A 22,464-nucleotide genomic window follows, 5' to 3' on the forward strand; every position below is an offset into this window, starting at 1 on the left:
CGGGCTTTTTTGGAGGTAAGTATATGAGATGTGTACCGGCAGGGGATTGTGCTATTATGGCAGAATTTCCACAGGAGATTAGCACCCGGACAAATGACAGGGTTCATGGGCTGGCCAGGGAGATCGTAAGCCGGCAGATCCCGGGAATTACAGAATTGGTGCCAGCATTCTGTTCCCTGATGATTTATTATCAGCCTCAGGTGATTTCTTATGGGGAACTGAAAAAGAGGATTGAGGAGCTGGAGGAAGGGGAAGTGGGAACGTTCGGCAAAAAAAAGAGGATTCTGAAGATTCCCTGCTGCTATGGGGCACGCTTTGGCTGTGATCTTGCAGACATGGAGCAGTATATGAAGCTCACCAGGGATGAGATTATTGCCATTCACAGCTCTGTGGATTATAAAATCTATATGCTGGGATTTCTGCCGGGGTTTGTCTATCTGGGAGGACTGGACAAAAGGCTGGAGATGCCCAGGCTTAAGATACCCCGGATTAAGATTCAGCCGGGAGCTGTTGGAATAGGAGGAAATCAGACTGGTGTCTACCCCCTGGCATCCCCGGGGGGATGGCGGCTCCTGGGAGGCACGCCCGTGGACTTTTATAATCCGGACCGGGAGGAGCCGGTTCTGTGCAGCGCCGGAGAATATATCCGTTTTATTCCCATAACGATAGATGACTACTACGATATCCGCCGGATGATCCAAAAGGGGAGCTATAAGGTGGTGACTGAGGAAGAGGAGGGAGAGCGCTTATGCCAGTAAAGATTCTTATCCCGGGGCCGCTGACGACGGTCCAGGACGGAGGGCGGTACGGCCGTCAGAGTGCAGGAATCCCCCCAGCGGGGGCCATGGATCAGGAAGCCTGGGAGACTGGAAATTATCTGGTGGGCAACGAACAGGGGGAGGCAGGCCTTGAATTCACCCTGTGGGGAGGGCGTACACAGTTCACAGAGGATACCGTATTTGCCCTGACAGGGGCAGACATGTGCCCCAGGCTGGACGGTCAGAGGGTTGCTATGAATGTGCCCCATCTGGCACCGGGAGGAGCTGTGCTGCATATGGATATGGCAAAGGCGGGATGCCGTACATATCTGGCTGCAGCAGGCGGTATTGAGGTACCTGCTGTCATGGGGAGCCGCTCTACCTATCTAAAATGCAGTATGGGAGGATATAAGGGCCGTGCGCTGAAGGCAGGAGACATTCTGGAAGTAGGAGCAGTCCGAAAAAATTTTGAAGAAGTAAAAAACAGGAAGATCCGGCAGCGGATGTTTCCCCGGGAGATCGTACTTCGTGCGGTAGAGGGGCCTCAGGCGCTTTACTTTACGGATAAGGGGAAACGGACGTTTTATGACAGCGCATATACCATATCGGGGGAAAGTGACCGAATGGGGTACCGGCTGAACGGCGAGGCCGTTGAGAGCAAAAACGGAACAGACATTATCTCGGATCCTATCCCCCTGGGCGCAGTCCAGGTCCCTGCACAGGGCCAGCCGATTGTCCTGCTGGCAGATCGCCAGACAACCGGAGGCTATGCCAAGATTGCGGTGGTGTGTTCTTTTGACATACCCAGGATTGCCCAGGGAAGGCCGGGAGATCTGGTGAGATTTCTTCCGGTTTCCATCGAAGAGGCACAGATGCTGTTAAAACAGTATCGCAAAGAGTTAGACCTTATGATGAAAAAATAGAAGGGCGGGAAATGTAATGTATCAGATAGACTTGAATTGTGATTTGGGAGAGAGCTTTGGAAATTACCGCTGCGGTCTGGATGAGGAAGTGATTCCCTACATCTCATCGGCTAATGTCGCATGCGGCTTTCATGCCTCAGATCCCTCAGTTATGGCTAAGACAGCAGCTTTGGCCAGGAAGTATGGGGTAAACGTGGGAGCACATCCAGGTTTCCCGGATCTGATGGGATTCGGCAGAAGAAATATGATGGTGTCCCGGGAAGAAGCGAAGACTATGGTCCAGTATCAGATAGGAGCCCTAAGTGCTTTCTGCAGGGTCCAGGGAATTCCAATGACACATGTAAAGCCCCATGGAGCCTTGTACAATATGGCGGGTAAGGATGCCTCCCTGGCAGAGGCTATATGCACCGGGATTCTGGAAGTGGACAGCAGACTCATTCTCCTGGGACAGGGAGGGAGTGAGATGGAGCGGGCGGCGGCCGCCGCAGGTCTGACATTTGCCAGAGAAGTGTTTGCGGATCGTGCCTATGAGGAAGATGGAACGCTGGTACCGAGAACTAAGCCGGGGGCTGTAATTGCAGATGAAGAGGAGGCTGTCCGAAGGGTACTGTCAATGGTGAAGCATGGAAAGACAGAGGCCGTATCCGGAAAGGAGATACCGGTGAAAGCGGATTCCATATGCGTTCATGGAGACGGGGAGAAGGCCCTGGCGTTTGTAAAAAAAATCAGAATGGAACTGGAAAGGGAGGGGATTCAGATTGTTCCCCTTGGCTCCACAGCAGGCTGACAGAAAGATAGAAAAGGAGATCCTTGAGGATCTCCGCAGAGCAGACGGGTGTGACGCCTGATCAGTCAGACGGCAGGGAGGAGTATATATTTTTTACTGTGCGAAGGACAAAGTGGGTTTTTGTCTGGCGGATTCCGCCTAGGTCATTGACCCACCGGTGTACTTTCTCCAGCTCCTCAGAAGAACGGCAGGATATCTTCAGGAGAAAATCGAATTCCCCGGTGAGATAATAGCAGGAAATAATCTTTGGGTTCCCCGCAACCCCTTCCATGAAGGATTCATTATATCTGGGATGGTCCAGACTTACTTCCATGAGTGCTGTCACACCATTGCCCACCTTGCTGTCGTCTGTGATGGCAGTATAAGAAGTGATAATTCCCATATCCTCCATCCGGTGAATCCGGTCAATAACTGTAGAAATCGATAAATGTACTTCTTTACTGATATCAGAGGCCTTCTGCCTGGCATTGGCCTTTAGCATCTCTAAAATTTTATAATCCAGTTCATCCATAAGAAGCCCATCCTTTCCAACGAGATCTGCCATAACTGCAGGTTTTATCTATTTTAGTATAACATCTGCAGGACCAGAAATCCATAAGAAATATACCCCTGTAAAAAGGCCGGAACCAGACTTGCGCTTGGGGGTGAAATAGCTGCGGCTGAATTTTGGGACCGGGATTTTCAACGCCCAATAGAAAAAGTAAGGCTGTAAATCATAAATTTCCTTGCACCTCAGGACGATTCACTCTATAATAGTAATTCGCAGGTAAAGATAAGGCAGAGAGGTCTGTCTTATCTTTTGTGCGCATGTGGAAAAAAGGAGTAGAGCATATGCAGGGATATCAGCTAAAGATAATAATTAAGAACAGCAAGCCGCCTATCTGGAGAAGGACGGCAGTTCCCGGGGACATCACCTTTGGGCAGCTGCACCGTGTGATACAGGCAGTGTACGGCTGGAAGGACAGTAAACCTTATATATTTGAGATTCCTCAGAAAAAGATAAAGATCGGTCCGGCAGAGGACCAGGCAATTGCCCCCTGGCTTCAGAACCATAAATGGATCCGCTATACATATGGTTCGGAGAACCCGTGGGAACACAGAGTGGAAATAGAAAAGGAAGTAGATGATGCCTGGGGATATCCCAGGGTGGAAAAGTATAAAGGGGCAAACCTGCCGGAAGACTGCGGGGGGATTGCTGGGTACTATGAACTGCAGGAAAAGGGAATGGCAGGGGAAGAGGAGTATTCCCTGGAGACGATAAATCAGTACCTGGCCGAACACCTGGATTTTCATAAGAACAGCGGGACTTCTGAGGATACTGGTGAGTATACCATGGAGCGGTGGCTGATGGAGGCTCATCCTGAGGAACTGGAAGAGCTTGCAGAATTGAATCATCTGGCATCTTATAAAAACCTGACAAAGGAAGAATTGACGGTACGGCTGAAAGAGCTTTTGCTTAACGAGGCCCATATGTCCCAGCTTCTGCTCTATGCAGGAGCAGACGAGTACAGAGTATTCCTGGAGCTTACGGCAGGCGGCCGCGGGGGACGGGCGGATTTGAATTTTGTATACCGCTCACGCCTTCTTAGAAGCTGCTGCATTCTTACAAGGGATACTACTCTGGTGGTGCCTGAGGAGGTGAAGGCTCTCTGCCGGAAGATTATCACTCCGGAATTTGAGGCGGAACATGAAGAGATAGAAACTTTGAGAAAATACTGCAGCAGTGCCTGCTATCTGTATGGGGTAACTCCTGTTTCTCTTCTGACAAAATTATACAATCAATATGAAGGAACCCGGCTTACGGAAGAAATAATGGAAAACCGGTGCAGGGAACTGATGAATAACGGGGGGCCGGTCACAGTAATCAATGATTCTATTGTGGCAAATGAACTGCTGGAGCAGGATGCCTACCGGATGCTTTTGCTGCTTCAGGGAACAAAACCCTACTATATCCCACCGGTTCGGGGACTCTTCCTGCAGTACGGCGTACTCTACGGGGAAGCCCCGGATCAAAACGGACTGGAACTTATCCGGTATGTGAGGGAGGATCTGGATGCCGGACAGGCCCAGGCAAACAGCTATTTTTACGAAGCCCAGGCACTGATACATAAAAATTATGAAATGGAAGATCTCATTGCAGCGGCCGCCAAGTATAATATTACCCCCGGCACAAAGGAACAGCTGGCTGGTCTGTCAGAAAGACTCCGCAGTGTCTGGAACCATACCAGGCGTCTGGGGGATCGGGGATACACCCCTCTGGAACTGGAGATACTTCAGAAAAAAGCAGGGCTTTCGTCCGGAGCCGGCAAGCCGGGGCCGGTACAGAAGTGCCAGAAAATCTATCCCAACGACCCATGCCCCTGCGGGAGCGGCAGGAAATATAAAAAGTGCTGCGGCAGGTAGCTGCCACTATTATATTTTATATTTGAAAAATCTTGTCTTTTTCCTTATAATAGAGAAGTTAGGACTAAGTAATATAGAAAGTTGGAAGAGCCATGAGCCATTCAAGTACACAGCCCTTTGTAAAATGGGCAGGGGGGAAAAGACAATTATTAGAGAAATTAAGATCACGGATGCCGTCTGCCTGCAAAAAGTACTACGAACCATTTGTAGGAGGAGGGGCGCTGCTCTTTGACAGCAAGCCGGAACAGGCATTTATCAATGACATCAACCGTGAACTGATGCATACCTACGAGGCGATCCGGGACTCCAGGGATGAATTCATCAGCCGGATGGAAGAGATGGATCGTGTCACCTGTACCAAGGAGTTTTATTACAAGACCAGAGGACGCTACAATGAAAAGCTTTCCGGCGGTGAGTATGATGTAGAGATGGCAGTACTGTTTGTGTATCTGAATAAGCACTGCTTTAATGGGCTGTACCGGGTGAATGCAAAGGGGTTGTTTAACGTACCCTGGAATCAGAAGATATCGGGCAAATCCATTGATATAGAAAATATAAAAGCGGTTTCTTATTATCTGCAGAACGTGACCATTACTTGCCAGGATTTTGAGACAGCACTGGAAGGGGCAGGGGCTCAGGATTTTATTTATCTGGACAGTCCCTATGCGCCGCTGAATCCCACCTCGTTTGAAGCGTATACCAAGGAAGGATTTACGATTGAAGAGCACAGGCGTCTTGCGGAAGTCTTCCGCAGACTCACGGAAAAAGGCTGTTACTGTATGCTGACCAATCACAATACGGAGTTAATTCATGAATTATACGACGGTTTTTCCATGGAAGAGATCGATGTGAGGAGGGCTATTAATTCCAATGCCAGCAAACGGGTAGGCAAGGAATTGATTATACGTAATTATCGGTAAAGCAGACAGGGAGCAAATAACGATTCACCGGGCAGGCTTGGACGTGTCCGGACAGAGAAGGAGAGTGGGGATGGACAAACTGTTTCGCTCCAGTTTAAAACCAGTTTATACAGAAGAACATATAATGCTGTACCAGGCAGACAGTCTGGAACTGCTGAAAAAGGGAATACCAGAGTCTGTGGATATGATTTTTGCAGATCCCCCCTATTTTCTCAGCAATGACGGAATTACCTGCAAGGGCGGTAAAATGGTATCTGTGAATAAAGGGAAATGGGATCAGTGTGATTCTGTTATGGACAAACACAATTTTAACCGCAGATGGATTCGGGCCTGCAAAAAAATGCTGAAGGAAAGCGGGAGTATCTGGATATCCGGGACTCTTCACAATATTTATTCCATCGGCATGGCGCTGGAGCAGGAGGGATTTAAAATTATCAATAATATTACCTGGCAGAAAACGAACCCGCCGCCGAATCTGGCATGCCGGTGCTTCACCCACTCTACGGAGACCATTCTCTGGGCGCAGAAGAACGAAAAAAAGGCCCGGCATCTCTTTAACTATGAAGATATGAAGGAAATGAACGGGGGAAAGCAGATGAAGGATGTCTGGACGGGGAGCCTGACGAAGCCCTCTGAGAAGACATTTGGAAAACATCCGACCCAGAAACCGGAGTATCTGCTGGAACGCATAATACTTGCCTCAACCAAACCGGGAGATATGGTATTGGATCCCTTCTGCGGTTCCGGAACTACCGGTGTGGCGGCCAAGCGTCTGGGCCGCAGGTTTATCGGCCTGGAACGGGAGGAAGAGTATCTGAGAATCAGCGAAAAGCGTCTTTGGGCAGCCAGGGAGAGGCAGGAGGATAGCCATGAGTAAAAAAATTACAGTCTGGTTACTGGTGCTGAGTATGTTCTGTCTGCTGGCCGGGTGTCAGGGGAAGGAAGAGGAGACCAGAGAATATATAAATAAGGGGAATACATTTTCTGTCACAGTCCCAGGTGAATGGAAGATTACAGAGACAGATAATGAGGACCATCTGGTGCTGGACAACGAGGACCAGTCTCTGAGTATCCTGATTCAGCGGTTTCCCCAGGAAGGGCTGGAGGAAGAAGACGGCAGCGGACTGGAAGACTTTATGGCTGCGTATAAAAGCCAGGTTATCCCGGATCTGGCGGCCGCCGGGTCAGAGTCGGACGGGGATGCACAGCTGGAGGGAATGAAGCATGCCAGAGAAGAGGAATATAAGATGACCCAATCAGGCCAAGTCTTCAAGGCTTATATCTTATATGTGGAATCCGATGTGGCATATTACAGTGTAGCAGTCACAGGAACCGGGGAATCCTACGATCCGGATATTGATAAGCTGAAAACAGCAGTAAAAACACTGAAGGAGTTGTAATTACCGGGTTGACTTACAAGTAAAAAGTGATATAATGATCCCAGAATATAAGAAAAGCTATGAAGGAAAGAGTAACTTATAGGATGCATACAGAGAGAGCGGCACATCGGTGGAAGCTGCTTATGCAAAATATCAGTGAAGACCACTCCTGGATGTTCTGCAGGATGCAGAAGATCAGCTGCATATGAATACAGAAGCTTTCTGTTAAGTATGGCCGTATGCCTGCGTTAAAGGCTAGGATTTGATGGAATCCGAAAGTTAAAAGTTAAGGTGGAACCGTGCATTTCAAAATAGTATGCACCCTTAGAGCTGTACAATTGTGCAGTTTTAAGGGTGCTTTTCTTATATCCGCAACATGTCATTCTGCGCAGAGGACAGTTCAAAATAAAAGAACAGGAGAGAGTATATTATGAGGATAACATTAAAAGATGGAACTGTGAAAGTATATGAGAGGCCGCTGACACTTGAAGAATTGGCCGGGGACCTTTCAGAGAGGCTGAGACAACATGCAGCGGCAGGGCTTGTAGACGGAACACTGACGGATCTGAGGGAAGAGCTGACGGCAGATTGCAGCGTGGAAATCCTGACGTTTCAGGATGAGAGAGGCAGGGACGTCTTCCGCCATACCACCGCACATATTCTGGCGCAGGCAGTGAAACGGCTGTATCCGGAGACAAAGCTGGCCATAGGGCCTGCCATCGCGGACGGCTTTTATTATGATTTTGACAGAGAAGTCCCCTTTTCCCAGGAAGAGCTTATGCTGCTGGAAAAAGAGATGCAGAGGATTGTAAAAGAAGGGTATAAGATCACACGATTTACCCTTACCAGGGAGGAAGCGCTTCAGCTGGCAGCATCCCGTGGAGAAGACTATAAAAAGGAACTGATAGAGGAGCTGCCGGAGGACGAACCCATCCGTTTTTATCAACAGGGGGAATATATTGACTTGTGCGCAGGCCCCCATCTGCTGAGCGTAGCACCAGTAAAAGCTTTTCATCTGACAAAAGTGGCCGGAGCTTACTGGAAAGGCAGCGAGAAGAATAAAATGCTTACCAGAATCTATGGCACTTCCTTTCCCAAAAAAGCAGACCTGAAAGCGTATCTGGAACAAATGGAGGAGGCAAGGAAAAGAGATCACAGAAAATTGGGGAAAGAATTGGGCCTTTTTACCTTTATGGAGCAAGGGCCGGGATTCCCATTCTTTCTGCCAAAGGGAATGGTGCTGAAGAATGTTCTGATTGACTATTGGAGAGACATTCACCGGAGAGAAGGGTATGTGGAGATATCAACGCCTGTGATGCTGAACAAAAGCCTCTGGGAAACATCGGGCCATTGGGAACACTATAAGGAAAATATGTATACTACAACTATTGATGACGAGGAGTATGCCATCAAACCCATGAATTGTCCGGGAGGTATGCTGGTCTATCAGTCGGAACCTCGTTCCTATCGGGACCTTCCCATGCGGATCGGTGAGCTGGGACTGGTACACCGTCATGAGAAATCAGGAGCTCTTCACGGTCTGATGCGGGTGCGGTGCTTTACCCAGGACGATGCCCATATTTTTATGACAAAGGATCAGATTTTGCCGGAGATAAAGGGAGTAGTCCGGCTGATTGATCAGGTATATTCACGATTCGGATTCAAATATCATGTGGAACTTTCTACAAGGCCAGAGGACAGCATGGGCAGTGATGAGGACTGGGAGGATGCTACCATGGGACTTAAAAGGGCCCTGGAGGAGATGGAAATTCCCTATCAGGTAAATGAGGGGGACGGGGCTTTCTACGGGCCGAAGATTGACTTTCATCTGGAAGACTCAATTGGAAGAACGTGGCAGTGCGGTACCATACAGTTGGACTTTCAGCTGCCTTTGCGGTTTCAGGCAGAATATACGGGGGAGGATGGACAGAAGCACCGTCCCATTATGATTCACAGGGTAGTATTTGGCTCAGTGGAGCGGTTTATAGGGATTCTCACAGAGCATTTTGCAGGAAGGTTTCCTTTCTGGCTGGCACCGGTGCAGGTGAAGGTTCTCCCGGTCTCCAGAAAACACGGTGCGTATGCCGGAAATATTCTGGAGCAGCTTAAAAACCAGGGGATCCGGGCGGACATGGATATGAGAGATGAAAAAATAGGCTATAAGATCAGAGAGGCCCAGCTGGAAAAGATCCCGTATATGATAGTTGTGGGAGATCGGGAGGAAACAGACGGCACCATAGCACTGAGAAGCCGGGAGGAAGGAGACCTGGGAAGTATGAAGCTGGAGGAGTTCCTGGAACGCAGTCTTTAATCCGACAAGAAAATCCTTTTACTTCCCCCGGGTTTATATTATAATTAATCTGTATGTTAAAATAAATATAGGGAGAGGTTTTTCTATGGAACGAAAAGTAGGAACCATCTCAAGAGGAATCCGCTGCCCGATTATCCGGGAAGGGGATCCCCTTGGTGATATTGTAGTAAAGAGCGTACTGGACGCAGGAGAGAGTGAAGGATTTTCCCTGAGAGACAGGGATGTAATTGCCGTGACAGAATCAGTGGTTGCCCGTTCACAGGGAAATTATGCCTCAGTGGAGGCCATTGCAGAGGATGTTAGGAAGAAGCTGGGAGGAAAAACGATAGGAGTCATCTTCCCTATCTTATCCAGAAACCGTTTTGCAGTATGTCTGAAGGGAATCGCAAAAGGAGCGGAAAAGGTAGTCCTTATGCTGAGTTATCCCAGTGATGAGGTAGGGAATGAACTGGTATCTCTGGACAAGCTGGATGAGGCCGGCGTGAATCCCTACAGTGATGTGCTGACACTGGAACAGTACAGAAAGCTGTTTGGAGAAAACAAGCACCCTTTCACGGGCGTTGACTATGTGGCGTATTACAGTGAGATTATCCGTAAGACCGGGGCGCAGGTGGAGGTGATCTTTGCCAACAATCCAAAAGAGATTCTGTCTTATGCGGACTGTGTCCTGTGCTGCGACATCCACTCCCGGGAGCGTACCAAACGGATTCTCAGACAGGCTGGGGCTAAGGCTGTGTGCGGCCTTGATGACATTCTCACGGCGCCGGTGGAGGGCAGCGGCTGCAATGAGAGATACGGACTTTTGGGATCGAATAAATCAACAGAAGATACGGTAAAACTGTTCCCCAGAGACTGCAAGAACCTGGTAGAAGAGATACAGGACAAGGTTCTTAAAGCAACAGGCAAATGTGTGGAGGTTATGGTATATGGTGACGGAGCTTTTAAGGATCCCGTAGGAAAGATCTGGGAACTGGCGGACCCTTGTGTATCCGTAGCCCACACACCTGGTCTTGAGGGAACACCGAACGAAGTTAAACTAAAATATCTGGCAGACAATGATTTCAGGGAGCTGTCCGGGGAGGCGCTGAAGGAGGCCATATCCAAGAGGATCAAAGAAAAGGGCGAAAATCTTGTGGGAGATATGGCGTCTCAGGGAACCACGCCCAGACGTCTTACGGATCTCATCGGTTCTCTCTGTGATTTGACCAGCGGCTCCGGGGATAAGGGTACCCCGGTAATTCTGGTACAGGGTTACTTTGACAATTTTACGAATTAGGATAAGGAGATAGATTAGGGATGAAACAGGATATGATAGTAATCTTAGACTTGGGAAGCACAGAGAATACCACACTTGCGAGAGCTATCCGTGACCTGGGGGTGTACAGTGAGATTCACCCTCATGATATTACTGCCAGGGAGCTTAAAGAGCTGGAAAATGTAAAAGGCATTATTCTGAACGGCGGTGAAAACCGGGTGGTGGACGGCCAGTCCATTGACGTGTTGCCGGAGATTTACGGCTGCGGCTATCCGGTTGCTGCCATTGATCATCAGGCGGCACAGTGTGAGACAAAGCTGGAAACACTGCCGGATACAAACTGGCTGAAGGAATTTTTATTCACCGTCTGCAGAGCAGAGCCGAACTGGAATATGAAGAACTTTGTGGAAGACCAGGTGGAACTGGTGCGCCGCCAGGTAGGGGATAAAAAGGTATTGCTGGCACTCTCCGGCGGGGTGGATTCTTCTGTCGTGGCAGCTCTTCTTCTGAAAGCCATCGGACAGCAGCTTGTGTGTGTTCATGTAAACCACGGGCTTATGAGAAAAGGAGAGTCAGAAAGCGTTGTCTCCGTCTTCCGGGATCAGCTGAGCGCAAACCTTGTATACGTAGACGCCACTGAGAGATTCCTTGGAAAGCTGGCCGGTGTTGCAGATCCTGAGGAGAAAAGAAAAATTATCGGAAGTGAATTCATCCGTGTCTTCGAAGAAGAGGCCAGAAAGCAAGAGGGAATTGACTTCCTGGGGCAGGGGACTATTTATCCGGATATTATAGAAAGTGGTACGAAAACCGCAAAAATGGTGAAGTCACACCACAATGTGGGCGGTCTGCCGGAAGATATGAAATTTGAGCTGGTAGAACCCCTGAAACAGCTTTTTAAAGACGAGGTACGCGCCTGCGGTCTGGAACTGGGACTTCCTGACGCCATGGTTTTTCGCCAGCCATTCCCCGGACCGGGACTGGGAGTGCGGTGTCTGGGCGCCATCACCAGAGAGCGCCTGGAGGCTGTCCGGGAAGCGGATGCGATTCTCCGGGAGGAGTTTGAAATTGCAGGCCTGAATAAAAAAGTATGGCAGTATTTTACCATAGTTCCGGACTTCAAGTCTGTGGGGGTAAAAGACAATGCCAGATGCTTTGAATATCCTGTGATTATCCGTGCGGTGAATACTGTGGATGCCATGACAGCTACTATCGAACAGGTAGAGTGGCCCGTGCTTCTGAAGATTACAGACCGTATCCTGAAGGAAGTGGAGAATGTAAACAGAGTCTGCTATGATCTTTCCCCCAAGCCTACGGCTACTATAGAATGGGAATAAAGCCTGAAATGGCTGGTTGATATGAACTGTCGGGGCCGGCTGGAAAGTATTCCTGCCGGCCCTGTTCGATGCAGCAAATTCAGGAGGTGTTATGTATTCCAGTCTAAAAACGTATCTAATTTTGTTTGGCGGTGTTTTTGCACTGTCGACATCGGCCATTTTTGTTAAAATAGCGAATGCCCCTTCATCGGTCACTGCATTTTACCGCCTTTTCATCGCGGCAGTGGCGCTTACGCCTGCCCTTCTGTGCATCCCCGAAAGCCGGGGGGAAATCAAAAAACTCCAAACGAAGCAATGGGTACAGATTCTGTCCGCGGGTTTATTGCTGGCTCTGCACTACGTGCTTTGGTTTGAATCACTGAACTTCACGTCTGTTGCAAGCTCCACGGTTCTTGTGTGTCTGCAGCCCTTGTACTCTCTTGCACTGGAACGGTTTATAGGCAAAAAGAAAATAAAATCCGCTGCGCTGGCCGGCTGTGTAACTGCTTTATGCGGCTGTTTTATCATAGGATTCGGTGATTTCCGGCTCGATGGGAAAAGCCTTCTGGGGGATATATTGGCATTGGTTGCAGCCGGCGTGATATCACTGTACTTTTTTGTGGGAGAAAACATCAGAAAAGACATTTCTGCCGTGACCTACTCAACGTTAAGCTATTCTTTCAGTGCGGTCCTTCTGGCTGTGTATATTCTAATCCGGAAGGAATCCTTCTGGGGCTATACGGGACAAACATGGCTGGCGTTTCTCGGACTGGCCCTGATTTCGACCATTGGCGGACAATTTGTATTCAATCTTTTGCTAAAAAATGTACCGGCTTCTGCAGTAACAATGAGCATTCTGGGAGAACCTGTCGGCACCTGCATACTTGCTTATCTGATACTCCATGAAGTTATTATACTTCAGCAATTTATTGGGATACTAGTAATAATGCTTGGGATGATTGTGTTCTTTTTTTCCAAATCCCCAAAGAAACGTGAAACCCTTAAAAATGGGCTGACTAAAGGAAAAGAATAGTGGACACATTTTTAAAGAAATGATACTATCTTACCAGATAAATCAAGAAGAAAACATATGAAAAAGAGGGAACTATCATGGATATACAAAATCTATTAGAACAGGTAAAAGCAGGAGAAATGGAGATTTCCCAGGCGGAAGCTCTGCTCAAGAAGCTGCCCTACGAAGAGCTCGGGTTTGCCAAGCTGGATCACCACAGGAAAGCCAGATCAGGATTTGAGGAAGTGATTTTCTGTCAGGGAAAGCAGACACAGCACCTGGTGGAGATTTATAAGCATTTTTATGAACAAGACTCTAATGTGCTGGGGACAAGAGCTTCCAGGGAACAGTATGAGGCGGTGAAAGAGGTGCTGCCTATGGTGCAGTATGATGAAATGTCAAAGGTTCTTTCTATATACAGCAAAGAGCGGGAGTTGACGGGATGCGTGGCTGTCTGTACCGGAGGGACATCAGACATACCCGTGGCAGAGGAGGCGGCTCAGACTGCAGAGTTTTTTGGGGCAAAGGTAAAACGGATCTACGACGTGGGGGTTGCGGGGATACACCGTCTCCTGTCCAAAGTGGATGTGATAGAGGATGCCAACTGCATCGTAGCGGTTGCCGGTATGGAAGGGGCCCTCGCAGGGGTAGTGGCAGGCCTGGTGGACAAACCTGTGATTGCAGTCCCCACCTCAGTGGGATACGGAGCCAATTTCGGAGGACTCTCAGCCCTTTTAACCATGCTGAACAGCTGTGCTGAGGGGATAGCGGTGGTAAATATTGACAATGGGTTCGGAGCGGGATATATGGCAACACAGATAAACCGCCTGGCTGAGCGTTAACAGCAGGATATAAGGGTGAGGACGCACCGCTTCAGCGGAGAGCCATATTATAATAACTAAAAGAAAGTGTTGCCAAAAGGAGGATACTGTATTAAAATAGTGCAGTATCTAAAAGAATTAGAAAAAGGGGGAAATCTATGCGTAAATTGTGGAACAGCCTGCCCTTTCGCCTGCTGCTGGGCGTTGTGGTTGGTATAATCATTGGATTAATTGCCAATGAGAGTTTTATGAATGTCATTGTTACTGTAAAATATGTACTGGGGCAGGTGATTACCTTCTGTGTGCCTCTGATTATTATTGGCTTTATTGCACCGTCTATTACCAAACTGGGGAGCAATGCTTCCAGAATGCTGGGAATTGCCCTGGTAATCGCGTATGTGTCTTCCATAGGGGCCGCCCTGTTTGCGGCGGCGGCAGGCTACGGATTCATTCCGCATCTGTCAATTGTATCTACGGTAGATGGATTAAAAGAACTTCCGGAGGTGATTTTCCAGCTGGAGATTCCGCAGATTATGAGCGTTATGAGCGCACTTGTATTTTCTGTAATGATAGGTCTGGCGGCTGCCTGGACAAAAGCAAACTATATTACAGGGGTTTTGAATGAATTTCAGCAGATTGTGCTCCAGATTGTTACCAGAGTGATTATCCCTATCCTGCCGTTTTTTATTGCGTCTACATTCTGCGGGCTTGCCTATGAGGGAACCATTACCAGACAGCTGCCTGTGTTCATTAAAGTCATTTTAATCGTTATGCTGGGGCATTACCTCTGGCTGGCTCTGCTGTATCTCCTTGCGGGCCTGTATTCGGGGAAAAGTCCGTGGGAAGTGCTTAAATATTATGGACCGGCATACCTCACCGCTGTGGGTACTATGTCATCGGCAGCCACACTGGCAGTTGCATTAAACGGAGCCAGAAAGTCCAAGGTGCTGCGCAGGGATATGGTGGACTTTGGTATTCCCTTGTTTGCCAATATTCATCTTTGCGGGTCTGTGCTCACTGAAGTATTCTTTGTCATGACCGTATCCCAGATACTGTACGGCTCACTGCCCTCCCCTGGAACCATGGTATTGTTCTGCCTGCTCCTGGGGGTATTCGCCATCGGGGCCCCGGGGGTGCCGGGAGGCACTGTGATGGCTTCCCTGGGACTGATTACCGGCATCCTTCTCTTTGACGAGACAGGAACCGCCCTGATGCTCACGATATTTGCACTTCAGGACAGTTTTGGAACTGCCTGCAATGTAACAGGAGACGGTGCCCTGACTCTTATGCTGACAGGGTATGTAGAAAAGCATAAGGTGGAGGAGCAGAAACTGGAAGTTAAATTATAGAACCAGGGTAACAGAGTACCTGCCGAAACAAACAGCCGGCGGGTACTCTGTTTTTGCGTACTTACATAACAGAAGATAAAATTCCGGCAACTTAGGGTGGAAGCCAGATGGCTGGGGTGGTATAATTTTGATAGTAAATGCATGAAGGATAGGAGAAGCTATGGGAAAACAGAAGAAAAGGAAGAAAAAAGGTGCAGGGGATATTGTTCGCAGTGTGCTGCTGATTGTATGTATCGGTATATTTTTATTTTCTGCCTTCCAGTTATTTCGTATTTATATGGAGTATAAAAAGGGAGCCGATGAATATGACTCCATAAAGGATACTGCCGTCATTGAGCCGGCCAGGGAGGAGACTGGGGAGGAAACGGAGGAACCTCAGATTCAGGCCCCGCAGATTGATTTTGCGTCACTTCAGGCCACGAACCCCGATGTGGTGGGATGGCTGGAGCTTGAGGCTATAGATATCAGCTATCCCATTGTACAGGGAAAGGATAACGATAAGTATCTTCATTATACCTTTGAGGGAAAGAAGAATGCAGCGGGAGCCATTTTTATGGAATATACCAACAAATCAGATTTTTCGGACTGCAATACAATTATATATGGGCATAATATGAAAAATGGTTCTATGTTCGGGCAGCTGAAAAAATTTCAGCGGGAGGATGTGTACTCTGTAAGCCCCTATCTGTGGATCTGCACACCCGGCGGAAGCTACCGATATGAGATTTTCTCCTATCATACCACAAGTGCCACAGGGGATACATATACCCTTTTCAGTGCGCCGGGTCAGGAATTCCAGCAGTATCTGGAAAAAATGAAAAGTGCTTCAGAGATAGAAAATGATGTTCAGGTTTCACAGAACGATAAGATTGTTACATTATCTACCTGCACCGGAAATGATAAGACAAGATTTGTGGTTCAGGCCAAACGCCTGCCGGAGGTGTATAAGTGATGAAAGAAATTGAAAAACTGCAGCAAATCATTGACAAATATGATAATATTGTATTTTTCGGGGGTGCAGGAGTGTCTACTGAGAGCGGGATTCCGGATTTCAGAAGCGTGGACGGCCTGTATAACCAGCAGTATGACTACCCCCCTGAGACAATCCTGAGTCACACCTTTTTTATGAGAAACCCCCAGGAATTTTTCCGCTTTTACCAGGCCAAGATGCTCTGTGACACGGCGAAGCCCAACAAGGCCCATCTAAAACTGGCGGAGTTGGAACAGGCAGGGAAGCTTAAGGGGATAATTACTCAGAATATAGACAATCTTCACCAGATGGCGGGGAGCAAAAATGTTTGGGAGCTTCACGGATCTGTGTATCGGAACTACTGCGTTCGCTGCGGCAGAGCCTATGACTTTGCCTTCATGAAGAAAGCCAGCGGGATTCCCAAGTGTAAATGCGGCGGAATGGTTAAGCCGGATGTGGTCTTGTACGAGGAAAGCCTGGACAGCCATACCCTAGAGGGGGCGGTATCTGCCATCAGCAAAGCCCAGGTCCTGATCATCGGGGGCACTTCCCTGGCCGTCTATCCGGCAGCGTCGCTGATAGATTATTTCCGGGGGGAGGCCCTGGTTGTGATCAACAAGGCTCCCACACCCAGGGATAAGCAGGCGGATCTTCTGATACAGGCACCCATCGGGGAAGTGTTCGGACAGATAACCGTAAAATAACTTTCGGAGGTTTACGATATGGTATATGAAGTGGGAGACATTGTAAGGCTGAAAAAACAGCATCCCTGCGGCAGCAGTGAATGGGAAATCCTGAGGGTTGGGGCCGACTTCCGGCTCAAATGTACAGGGTGCGGCCATCAGATTATGGTGACCAGAAAGCTGGTAGAGAAGAATACCAGGGAATTGAAAAAAAGGGCAAAATAACTTGCATTCTCATACATTTTATGGTAGAATCAAAAATTGTGATATATTATAAGATATCCTTGTTCCCTGAAGAGATCAGGGGGCCAAAAGACCAAAAGGAGGTAAAACAGCATGAACAAGTATGAATTAGCATTAGTTGTGAATGCCAAAATTGAAGATGAAGCTCGTGCAGCTGTTGTAGAAAAAGCGAAAAAATACATCGAACGCTACAACGGAACTGTAACAGAAGTGGAAGAATGGGGTAAGAAGAGATTAGCTTACGAAATTCAGAAAATGAGAGAAGGCTTCTACTACTTTATTCAGTTTGAGGCAGATGCAGCTTGTCCGGCAGAAGTTGAAAGACACGTGCGTATTATGGACAATGTTTTGAGATATTTGGTTGTTAAAAAAGAAGCATAATTTTTTAACTGAAAAGCGCCATTTTGATTATAATGGTTCTGATAGCCGATGATTGATAATTTGTAAATAATACGAGGTAATAGATATGAACAAAGTAATTTTAATGGGGCGTTTAACAAGAGATCCTGAGGTAAGATATTCAGCAGGAGAGAATGCACTGGCAATTGCCAGATATACACTTGCCGTAGACAGAAGATTCCGGAGAGACGGAGAGGCAACAGCAGATTTTATCAGCTGTGTTGCATTTGGCAGACAGGCAGAGTTCGCGGAGAAGTACTTCCGCCAGGGAATCCGTATTACCATATGCGGAAGGATCCAGACAGGAAGCTATACGAACAGGGAAGGCCAGAAAGTGTATACTACAGAAGTCGTTGTAGAGGAGCAGGAATTCGCTGAGAGCAAGGCAGTCAGTGACAGCCATGTGGGACAGGCGTCACAGCAGGCCGCAGCTCCCACACCGAACAATGCAGCATCTATCGATGGCTTTATGAATATTCCTGACGGCATAGACGAAGAACTGCCGTTTAACTAAAATAAGGAGGTTAAAGCTCATGGCTTACAATAAAAGTGAAAGACCAGATTCTCCAATGAAGAGAAGAGGCGGTCGCAGAAGAAAAAAAGTTTGTGTATTCTGTGGTAAAGAGAACAATGAGATCAGCTACAAGGATGCTAACAAATTAAAGAGATATGTATCTGAAAGAGGGAAAATCCTTCCCAGAAGAATCACAGGTAACTGTGCAAAACATCAGAGAGCTCTTACAGTTGAAATTAAGAGAGCAAGACATATCGCTATTATGCCTTACGTAACCGACTAAAAATGAATCTGGATAAAACCGTTATTGCTTGTGCAGTAGCGGTTTTTTTAATGGGAATGACACATACTAGAAGGGAAGCAAATGTTAGAATTCTATCCAGGAAAGGCAAATATATGAAATTTGATGCAGTTTATTATGAGACAGAAAGTTTGTCCTACCCTCTGGGAAAGGCATTGAAGGAGAGGTTTGGCAATCTGCCCTGGATCCCTATAGAGAACCATAATTCCATCAGGGAGATGCAGGAAAAACCTAATGCGGAGTTCGGGCACATGAAACGCAACCTGATTATCGGCATTCGAAAAACCCATAAATATGTAGAAAATCATAAAGTGTCTGACTATCTTGTCCCCTACACGTCCTCAGGATGTACGGCCATGTGCCTGTACTGCTATCTTGTATGCAACTATAATAAATGTGCGTATTTGCGTCTCTTTGTCAATCGGGAACAGATGCTGGACAGACTGATACGCAAATCCGGCAAAAGTGACAGGCCTCTTACTTTTGAAATTGGCAGCAATAGTGATCTGGTGCTGGAAAATACTATAACAGACAATCTGACCTATACCATTTCCAGATTTGCAGAGGAGGGCACAGGCTCTCTTACCTTTCCCACCAAATTTGATATGGTGGATCCGCTGCTAAATCTGGACCACAGAGGAAAGGTTATTTTCCGGATGAGTGTCAATCCCCAGTCCGTGATCCGGAGGATAGAACTGGGGACTTCCGGGCTGAAGCAGCGGATCAGGGCCGTGAATAAAATGTGTGCGGCGGGATATCCCTGCGGGCTTTTAATCGCACCTGTCATATTGGCAGATGGATGGAAAGAGGCGTACACCGGTCTTTTCGAGGAATTGAGAGAAGGGCTGTCAGAACAGGTGAGAGAACAGATGTTTCTTGAGATTATACTGATGACCTACTCTTATATCCACCGGGCCATCAATGAGGAGGCTTTCCCCAATGCCCCTCAGCTGTATGACAAAGACCTGATGACAGGACGGGGCAGAGGCAGATATTGCTATCGTCCGGAGGCGAGAGCAGAGGCGGAAGCATTCCTGCGGGAGGAGATTAAAAGGATTCTTGGGGATGTACCGATTCTGTATATCAGTTAGAAGGACAGAGCCTCATAAATACACATCCCCCCGGGAAAGCTTTTTCTGGGGCTGGTTATTTGGGAAGTTCAATCATCTTATCCAGTTCCAGTCCATGGAATACCCCCTGAAACGTTAGATGTGTCAGAAGTTCCGCAAGATAAGCAGGGCTGTATTTCATGCCGTCCTCCAGCCATTTGCTTGTGATTCCTATATGGGCAGAGATAATATACTGAATCAGGTAGGCTTTAGGCAGAGACAGATCTTCATCGCTGAACTGGTTTAGAATTTCAGTATAAGTAATTCGGGCACTTTCTTCCATTTTCTGACGGAAGGATGGCAGACCGTTTCTTCCCAGCATCACCCGGAAAAATTCCGCATGCCCGGCTATGTATTGGAAATGCTTCACGTAGTATTTACAGCTGCTCTTAGAACTTAAGCCGGGTTCCTTAGCATAGGAATCCGGCTTTGTCTCTTTCCTGAGCTGAGCAAAGGTCTCATCTGTGATCGTATCTAAAAAATCCTGTTTATCTTCAAATTGAGAATAAAAGGTACTTCTTGCAACCTGGGCCTTTTCTACCAGATTCTGAACAGTGATTTCATCAATTGTTTTCTGATCCATAAGGTGAATCAGGGCGTCCACCAGATACTGACGGCTTCTTGTCTTTCTGAGATCTCCGTGTTCCTTCATCGATACACCTCCCCCGCAGATTGGATTTATAAGTATTATAAATCCCGCTGCGCCTTTTGTAAAGTAGGGGGATATCATGCGGCAGTTCCAAATTTACCCGCTGCAAATTTGGTCAGGAAGGGGGTAATTACAGTAGTTAGTATCATTACCAGTGCGATCTGTGCAGCAGCCGTCTGAAGATAGGGGGCATGTTCGGGAACTGCATGGGCGATCTGGGAAGGGGCTCCTATGGCCAGGCCGGCAACACAGCAAGTAGCTACAGAGGCGTATCCCGGACGTCCAAGAAGCCAGTGCTCGGTGCAGAAAGCAGGTATTATACTTAGAATATAAAATACTAGGGTGAGAAATATACCCTGCAGTCCGGAGCGGAAGGCGGTGATCAGATCTACGGATATTCCAAAGCAAAAGCCCAGAAAGGGAAGAATAATCATAGAACCGGGGGCCATAAGCTTTTGGATATCCCTGTCTATATTTCCCAGGAGAATCCCCAGCAAAAACGGCACAAGAAGTGCGATTAGAGCCATATAATCAAAGGCGGCACCGCTCGCCGCTCCCAGAATCAAGAGGGGAATCGTGGGCATGCAGGCCACATTCCAGAGCCCGAACGCGGCGTGATCAATATCATCTCCATAGGATTTCGTCAGAGCAAGAAACACTCCGGGATTATTGCTGGCAAGGACGGATACAAAGGCCATGGTGGAAATGCCAAAAATCCCTTTGGCTCCGAAGCTATGCATCAGAATAATTCCCGCAGCAAAGGCTATGATAAGCTTGACAGCAAGCAGGGGACCGTGCCGCTTCAGCACCGTTCCTATCTGGCGGACAGAAAGCTGACTGCCGATGATAAAAAGCAGCAGCCCTGCCAGACACATGGTGCCGGAGGAGGAAAAGAGTGCGGTGGTAGGGCCTCCGATTTCAACGAGACCGGGTGCCCAGGTGTGAATAACCGCTGTAATAAGCAAAGGTCCGACCATGAGTCCCCCAGGAAACTTTTGTACCGTTTTCAGTATTTTCAAAATATCCCTCCCGTCTTACTTTTTTATACGGATACCGGCCGCTGTTATACGGCCGGATCGTATGTCAAATATTTAATTTCAGCAGTTCAGCAGCGTTGGTGCGTCCGATGCGGATACGGTCCGCATAACTGAGAGGTACATTGTCAAACCAGGTAGCAGCCTCATCCAGACTCTCATATGGGGTATCCGAAGAGAACATGACATGTCTGTTATCGCACTCCATGAGGGTATCAATAAAGGCACGGGTATGGAAATGTCCGCTGGTGGTCATATATACGTTCTTTTCCATGTATTCTGTCAATGGTTTTTTGTGGGCGCCGCAGGGCTTCTGGTTATTCAGACGGTGCTGAAGACGGGGAAGTCCAAAGGGAAGCCCCTCTCCCAGATGGCCCAGTATCAGCTTTGCTGTTGGCAGTTCGTCAAAGATGCCGCTGCATAACAGACGAATGGCATGGATGGCGGTCTCAGCGCCAAAGCCCCAGGCAGAACCCAAAAGGCCCGAATAGCCCTCATAGGCTCTCTGCTGATTTGGAACCGGATCACGGGGATGCAGGTAAAGCGGCACATTCAGTTCAACCAGTTTCTTCCAGAAGATAAAATTTTGCTTTTCATCAAGATACTCTACGTTATTTTTATCATTTTTCATGGTATAGCCGTTTATCAGGGCGCCTACGAATCCCAGTTCCTTTACGCAGAATTCCAGTTCCTTACAGGCAGATTCAGGGTCCTGCATGGCGACAGCTGCAAAAGCGTTAAAACGTTTAGGATACTTCTGCACATAGTTTTCGTAAATCCAGAGATTCATTTCATGAGCTCTGGCTACTGCGTCTTTTGTATCCAGCACTTCCTGGATACCCGGCTGTGTCAGGGACATAATAAACATCTCCACCCCATTCCGGTCCATATCTGCGATACGGATATCGGCCGAATGCAGTCTGGCTTTTACTGCTTCAAAATAGTCTTCTTTATTTCTTGCAGTTTCATTCTTGGGATCCCCGGTGGCCTCCCACTGGGGAGATTCATAGTGTTCCTCCAGGGCGATCTTGCCGTGCATGATTTCCTGTCCGTAAGGGGCGACATAGTCTTTTACATATTCTTTTCTAAATTCAAAACCCATATAGATACCTCCTGAATTCATTATGGAAATCTCTGCGCGCTGGATTTCTTTGCTTGTATCTGCATTATAGCAAACGGAAATCGGGATTGCCATCATCAGAATCCTGGTTTTTGTACGAATTCCGCCATTCCCGGAGAGTCTGTCTGGGAAGTAGGGGAAAACAAACAAATATTTAGCTTTTGTCCTTCTTCAGCTCCTCTGCATACACAAACCCATTCCTTATGTGACT

At 47.8% G+C, this 22,464-nt stretch carries 24 protein-coding genes; 20 read left to right on the plus strand and 4 right to left on the minus strand.

Translation table 11 applies throughout. The features are described from left to right. The first annotated feature begins 23 nt into the window (after window positions 1-23). The 3 genes from pxpB to ACGHCT_RS03610 are packed head-to-tail and all read left to right on the plus strand — an operon-like array spanning window position 24 to window position 2,468. Window positions 24-758 carry a 5-oxoprolinase subunit PxpB gene (gene pxpB, locus ACGHCT_RS03600; RefSeq protein ID WP_173015616.1) on the plus strand — a complete coding sequence of 245 codons (735 nt, stop codon included), beginning with the start codon at window positions 24-26 and terminating at the stop codon, window positions 756-758. Beyond that, on the plus strand, window positions 749-1,681 hold the full coding sequence (locus tag ACGHCT_RS03605) for a biotin-dependent carboxyltransferase family protein (RefSeq protein WP_390438265.1): 933 nt from the start codon (window positions 749-751) through the stop codon (window positions 1,679-1,681). Before pxpB ends, ACGHCT_RS03605 begins: the two co-directional genes overlap by 10 nt. A 16-nt stretch (window positions 1,682-1,697) precedes the next feature. Then, window positions 1,698-2,468, plus strand: coding sequence for a LamB/YcsF family protein (locus tag ACGHCT_RS03610; RefSeq protein WP_390438268.1), 771 nt, complete (start codon window positions 1,698-1,700; stop codon window positions 2,466-2,468). Window positions 2,469-2,529: 61 nt separating this feature from the next. On the opposite strand, the gene ACGHCT_RS03615 is transcribed toward ACGHCT_RS03610, so the two are convergent. Continuing rightward, complete coding sequence (locus ACGHCT_RS03615; protein ID WP_154260096.1) at window positions 2,530-2,979, minus strand: Lrp/AsnC family transcriptional regulator; 450 nt, start codon at window positions 2,977-2,979, stop codon at window positions 2,530-2,532. A gap of 320 nt (window positions 2,980-3,299) precedes the next feature. Between ACGHCT_RS03615 and ACGHCT_RS03620 the strand changes: the two genes are divergently transcribed. The 17 genes from ACGHCT_RS03620 to ACGHCT_RS03700 all read left to right on the plus strand — a co-directional run bounded on the left by ACGHCT_RS03620 (window position 3,300) and on the right by ACGHCT_RS03700 (window position 19,432). Next, complete coding sequence (locus tag ACGHCT_RS03620) at window positions 3,300-4,871, plus strand: plasmid pRiA4b ORF-3 family protein (RefSeq protein ID WP_173015617.1); 1,572 nt, start codon at window positions 3,300-3,302, stop codon at window positions 4,869-4,871. Between the two features lie 92 nt (window positions 4,872-4,963). Next, window positions 4,964-5,791 (plus strand): DNA adenine methylase, encoded by an 828-nt coding sequence (locus ACGHCT_RS03625; RefSeq protein ID WP_154260101.1) that lies wholly within the window; start codon window positions 4,964-4,966, stop codon window positions 5,789-5,791. A 70-nt stretch (window positions 5,792-5,861) separates the two neighbouring features. After that, window positions 5,862-6,668 (plus strand): site-specific DNA-methyltransferase, encoded by an 807-nt coding sequence (locus ACGHCT_RS03630; protein WP_154260103.1) that lies wholly within the window; start codon window positions 5,862-5,864, stop codon window positions 6,666-6,668. Beyond that, a complete protein-coding gene (locus tag ACGHCT_RS03635; RefSeq protein ID WP_154260105.1) occupies window positions 6,661-7,191 on the plus strand; it encodes a hypothetical protein in 531 nt (176 codons plus the stop codon). The genes ACGHCT_RS03630 and ACGHCT_RS03635 overlap by 8 nt, the downstream gene beginning before the upstream one ends. 406 nt (window positions 7,192-7,597) lie before the next feature. Next, on the plus strand, window positions 7,598-9,481 hold the full coding sequence (thrS, locus tag ACGHCT_RS03640) for a threonine--tRNA ligase (protein ID WP_390440114.1): 1,884 nt from the start codon (window positions 7,598-7,600) through the stop codon (window positions 9,479-9,481). 85 nt (window positions 9,482-9,566) lie between these two features. Then, window positions 9,567-10,757, plus strand: coding sequence for a coenzyme F420-0:L-glutamate ligase (locus tag ACGHCT_RS03645; protein WP_154260111.1), 1,191 nt, complete (start codon window positions 9,567-9,569; stop codon window positions 10,755-10,757). Window positions 10,758-10,777: 20 nt separating this feature from the next. Beyond that, the gene (gene guaA, locus ACGHCT_RS03650) at window positions 10,778-12,070 is read left to right on the plus strand and encodes a glutamine-hydrolyzing GMP synthase (RefSeq protein ID WP_154260113.1); all 1,293 of its coding nucleotides are present in this window, start codon (window positions 10,778-10,780) and stop codon (window positions 12,068-12,070) included. 91 nt (window positions 12,071-12,161) lie between these two features. Continuing rightward, window positions 12,162-13,082 (plus strand): DMT family transporter, encoded by a 921-nt coding sequence (locus ACGHCT_RS03655; RefSeq protein ID WP_154260115.1) that lies wholly within the window; start codon window positions 12,162-12,164, stop codon window positions 13,080-13,082. A 77-nt stretch (window positions 13,083-13,159) separates the two neighbouring features. Next, on the plus strand, window positions 13,160-13,903 hold the full coding sequence (gene larB, locus ACGHCT_RS03660; protein ID WP_154260118.1) for a nickel pincer cofactor biosynthesis protein LarB: 744 nt from the start codon (window positions 13,160-13,162) through the stop codon (window positions 13,901-13,903). A gap of 137 nt (window positions 13,904-14,040) precedes the next feature. Beyond that, the gene (locus ACGHCT_RS03665) at window positions 14,041-15,231 is read left to right on the plus strand and encodes a dicarboxylate/amino acid:cation symporter (RefSeq protein WP_226902220.1); all 1,191 of its coding nucleotides are present in this window, start codon (window positions 14,041-14,043) and stop codon (window positions 15,229-15,231) included. A gap of 160 nt (window positions 15,232-15,391) precedes the next feature. Then, window positions 15,392-16,183 (plus strand): class B sortase, encoded by a 792-nt coding sequence (srtB, locus tag ACGHCT_RS03670; protein WP_256281917.1) that lies wholly within the window; start codon window positions 15,392-15,394, stop codon window positions 16,181-16,183. After that, complete coding sequence (locus ACGHCT_RS03675; protein WP_226902224.1) at window positions 16,183-16,905, plus strand: NAD-dependent protein deacylase; 723 nt, start codon at window positions 16,183-16,185, stop codon at window positions 16,903-16,905. Before srtB ends, ACGHCT_RS03675 begins: the two co-directional genes overlap by 1 nt. An 18-nt stretch (window positions 16,906-16,923) precedes the next feature. Continuing rightward, window positions 16,924-17,109, plus strand: coding sequence for a DUF951 domain-containing protein (locus ACGHCT_RS03680; protein ID WP_154260127.1), 186 nt, complete (start codon window positions 16,924-16,926; stop codon window positions 17,107-17,109). A gap of 111 nt (window positions 17,110-17,220) precedes the next feature. After that, the gene (gene rpsF, locus ACGHCT_RS03685) at window positions 17,221-17,508 is read left to right on the plus strand and encodes a 30S ribosomal protein S6 (RefSeq protein ID WP_072849569.1); all 288 of its coding nucleotides are present in this window, start codon (window positions 17,221-17,223) and stop codon (window positions 17,506-17,508) included. Window positions 17,509-17,593: 85 nt separating this feature from the next. Then, complete coding sequence (locus ACGHCT_RS03690) at window positions 17,594-18,040, plus strand: single-stranded DNA-binding protein (RefSeq protein ID WP_154260129.1); 447 nt, start codon at window positions 17,594-17,596, stop codon at window positions 18,038-18,040. Between the two features lie 19 nt (window positions 18,041-18,059). Continuing rightward, a complete protein-coding gene (gene rpsR / locus ACGHCT_RS03695; RefSeq protein WP_072849573.1) occupies window positions 18,060-18,323 on the plus strand; it encodes a 30S ribosomal protein S18 in 264 nt (87 codons plus the stop codon). 113 nt (window positions 18,324-18,436) lie between these two features. Then, entirely contained in the window at window positions 18,437-19,432 is a 996-nt protein-coding gene (locus tag ACGHCT_RS03700; protein ID WP_226902226.1) for a spore photoproduct lyase family protein, read from the plus strand. Between the two features lie 55 nt (window positions 19,433-19,487). On the opposite strand, the gene ACGHCT_RS03705 is transcribed toward ACGHCT_RS03700, so the two are convergent. The 3 genes from ACGHCT_RS03705 to ACGHCT_RS03715 all read right to left on the minus strand — a co-directional run bounded on the left by ACGHCT_RS03705 (window position 19,488) and on the right by ACGHCT_RS03715 (window position 22,235). Further along, the gene (locus tag ACGHCT_RS03705; protein WP_390438275.1) at window positions 19,488-20,102 is read right to left on the minus strand and encodes a TetR-like C-terminal domain-containing protein; all 615 of its coding nucleotides are present in this window, start codon (window positions 20,100-20,102) and stop codon (window positions 19,488-19,490) included. Window positions 20,103-20,176: 74 nt separating this feature from the next. Then, window positions 20,177-21,118: a 2-keto-3-deoxygluconate permease gene (locus tag ACGHCT_RS03710; RefSeq protein ID WP_390438277.1), complete on the minus strand. Its 942-nt coding sequence runs from the start codon at window positions 21,116-21,118 to the stop codon at window positions 20,177-20,179. 64 nt (window positions 21,119-21,182) lie between these two features. Then, window positions 21,183-22,235 carry an amidohydrolase family protein gene (locus tag ACGHCT_RS03715; protein WP_390438279.1) on the minus strand — a complete coding sequence of 351 codons (1,053 nt, stop codon included), beginning with the start codon at window positions 22,233-22,235 and terminating at the stop codon, window positions 21,183-21,185. Window positions 22,236-22,464 lie beyond the last annotated feature (229 nt).

This window comes from Lactonifactor longoviformis (genome assembly GCF_042848515.1).
Taxonomy (GTDB): Bacteria; Bacillota; Clostridia; order Lachnospirales; family Lachnospiraceae; genus Lactonifactor; species Lactonifactor longoviformis.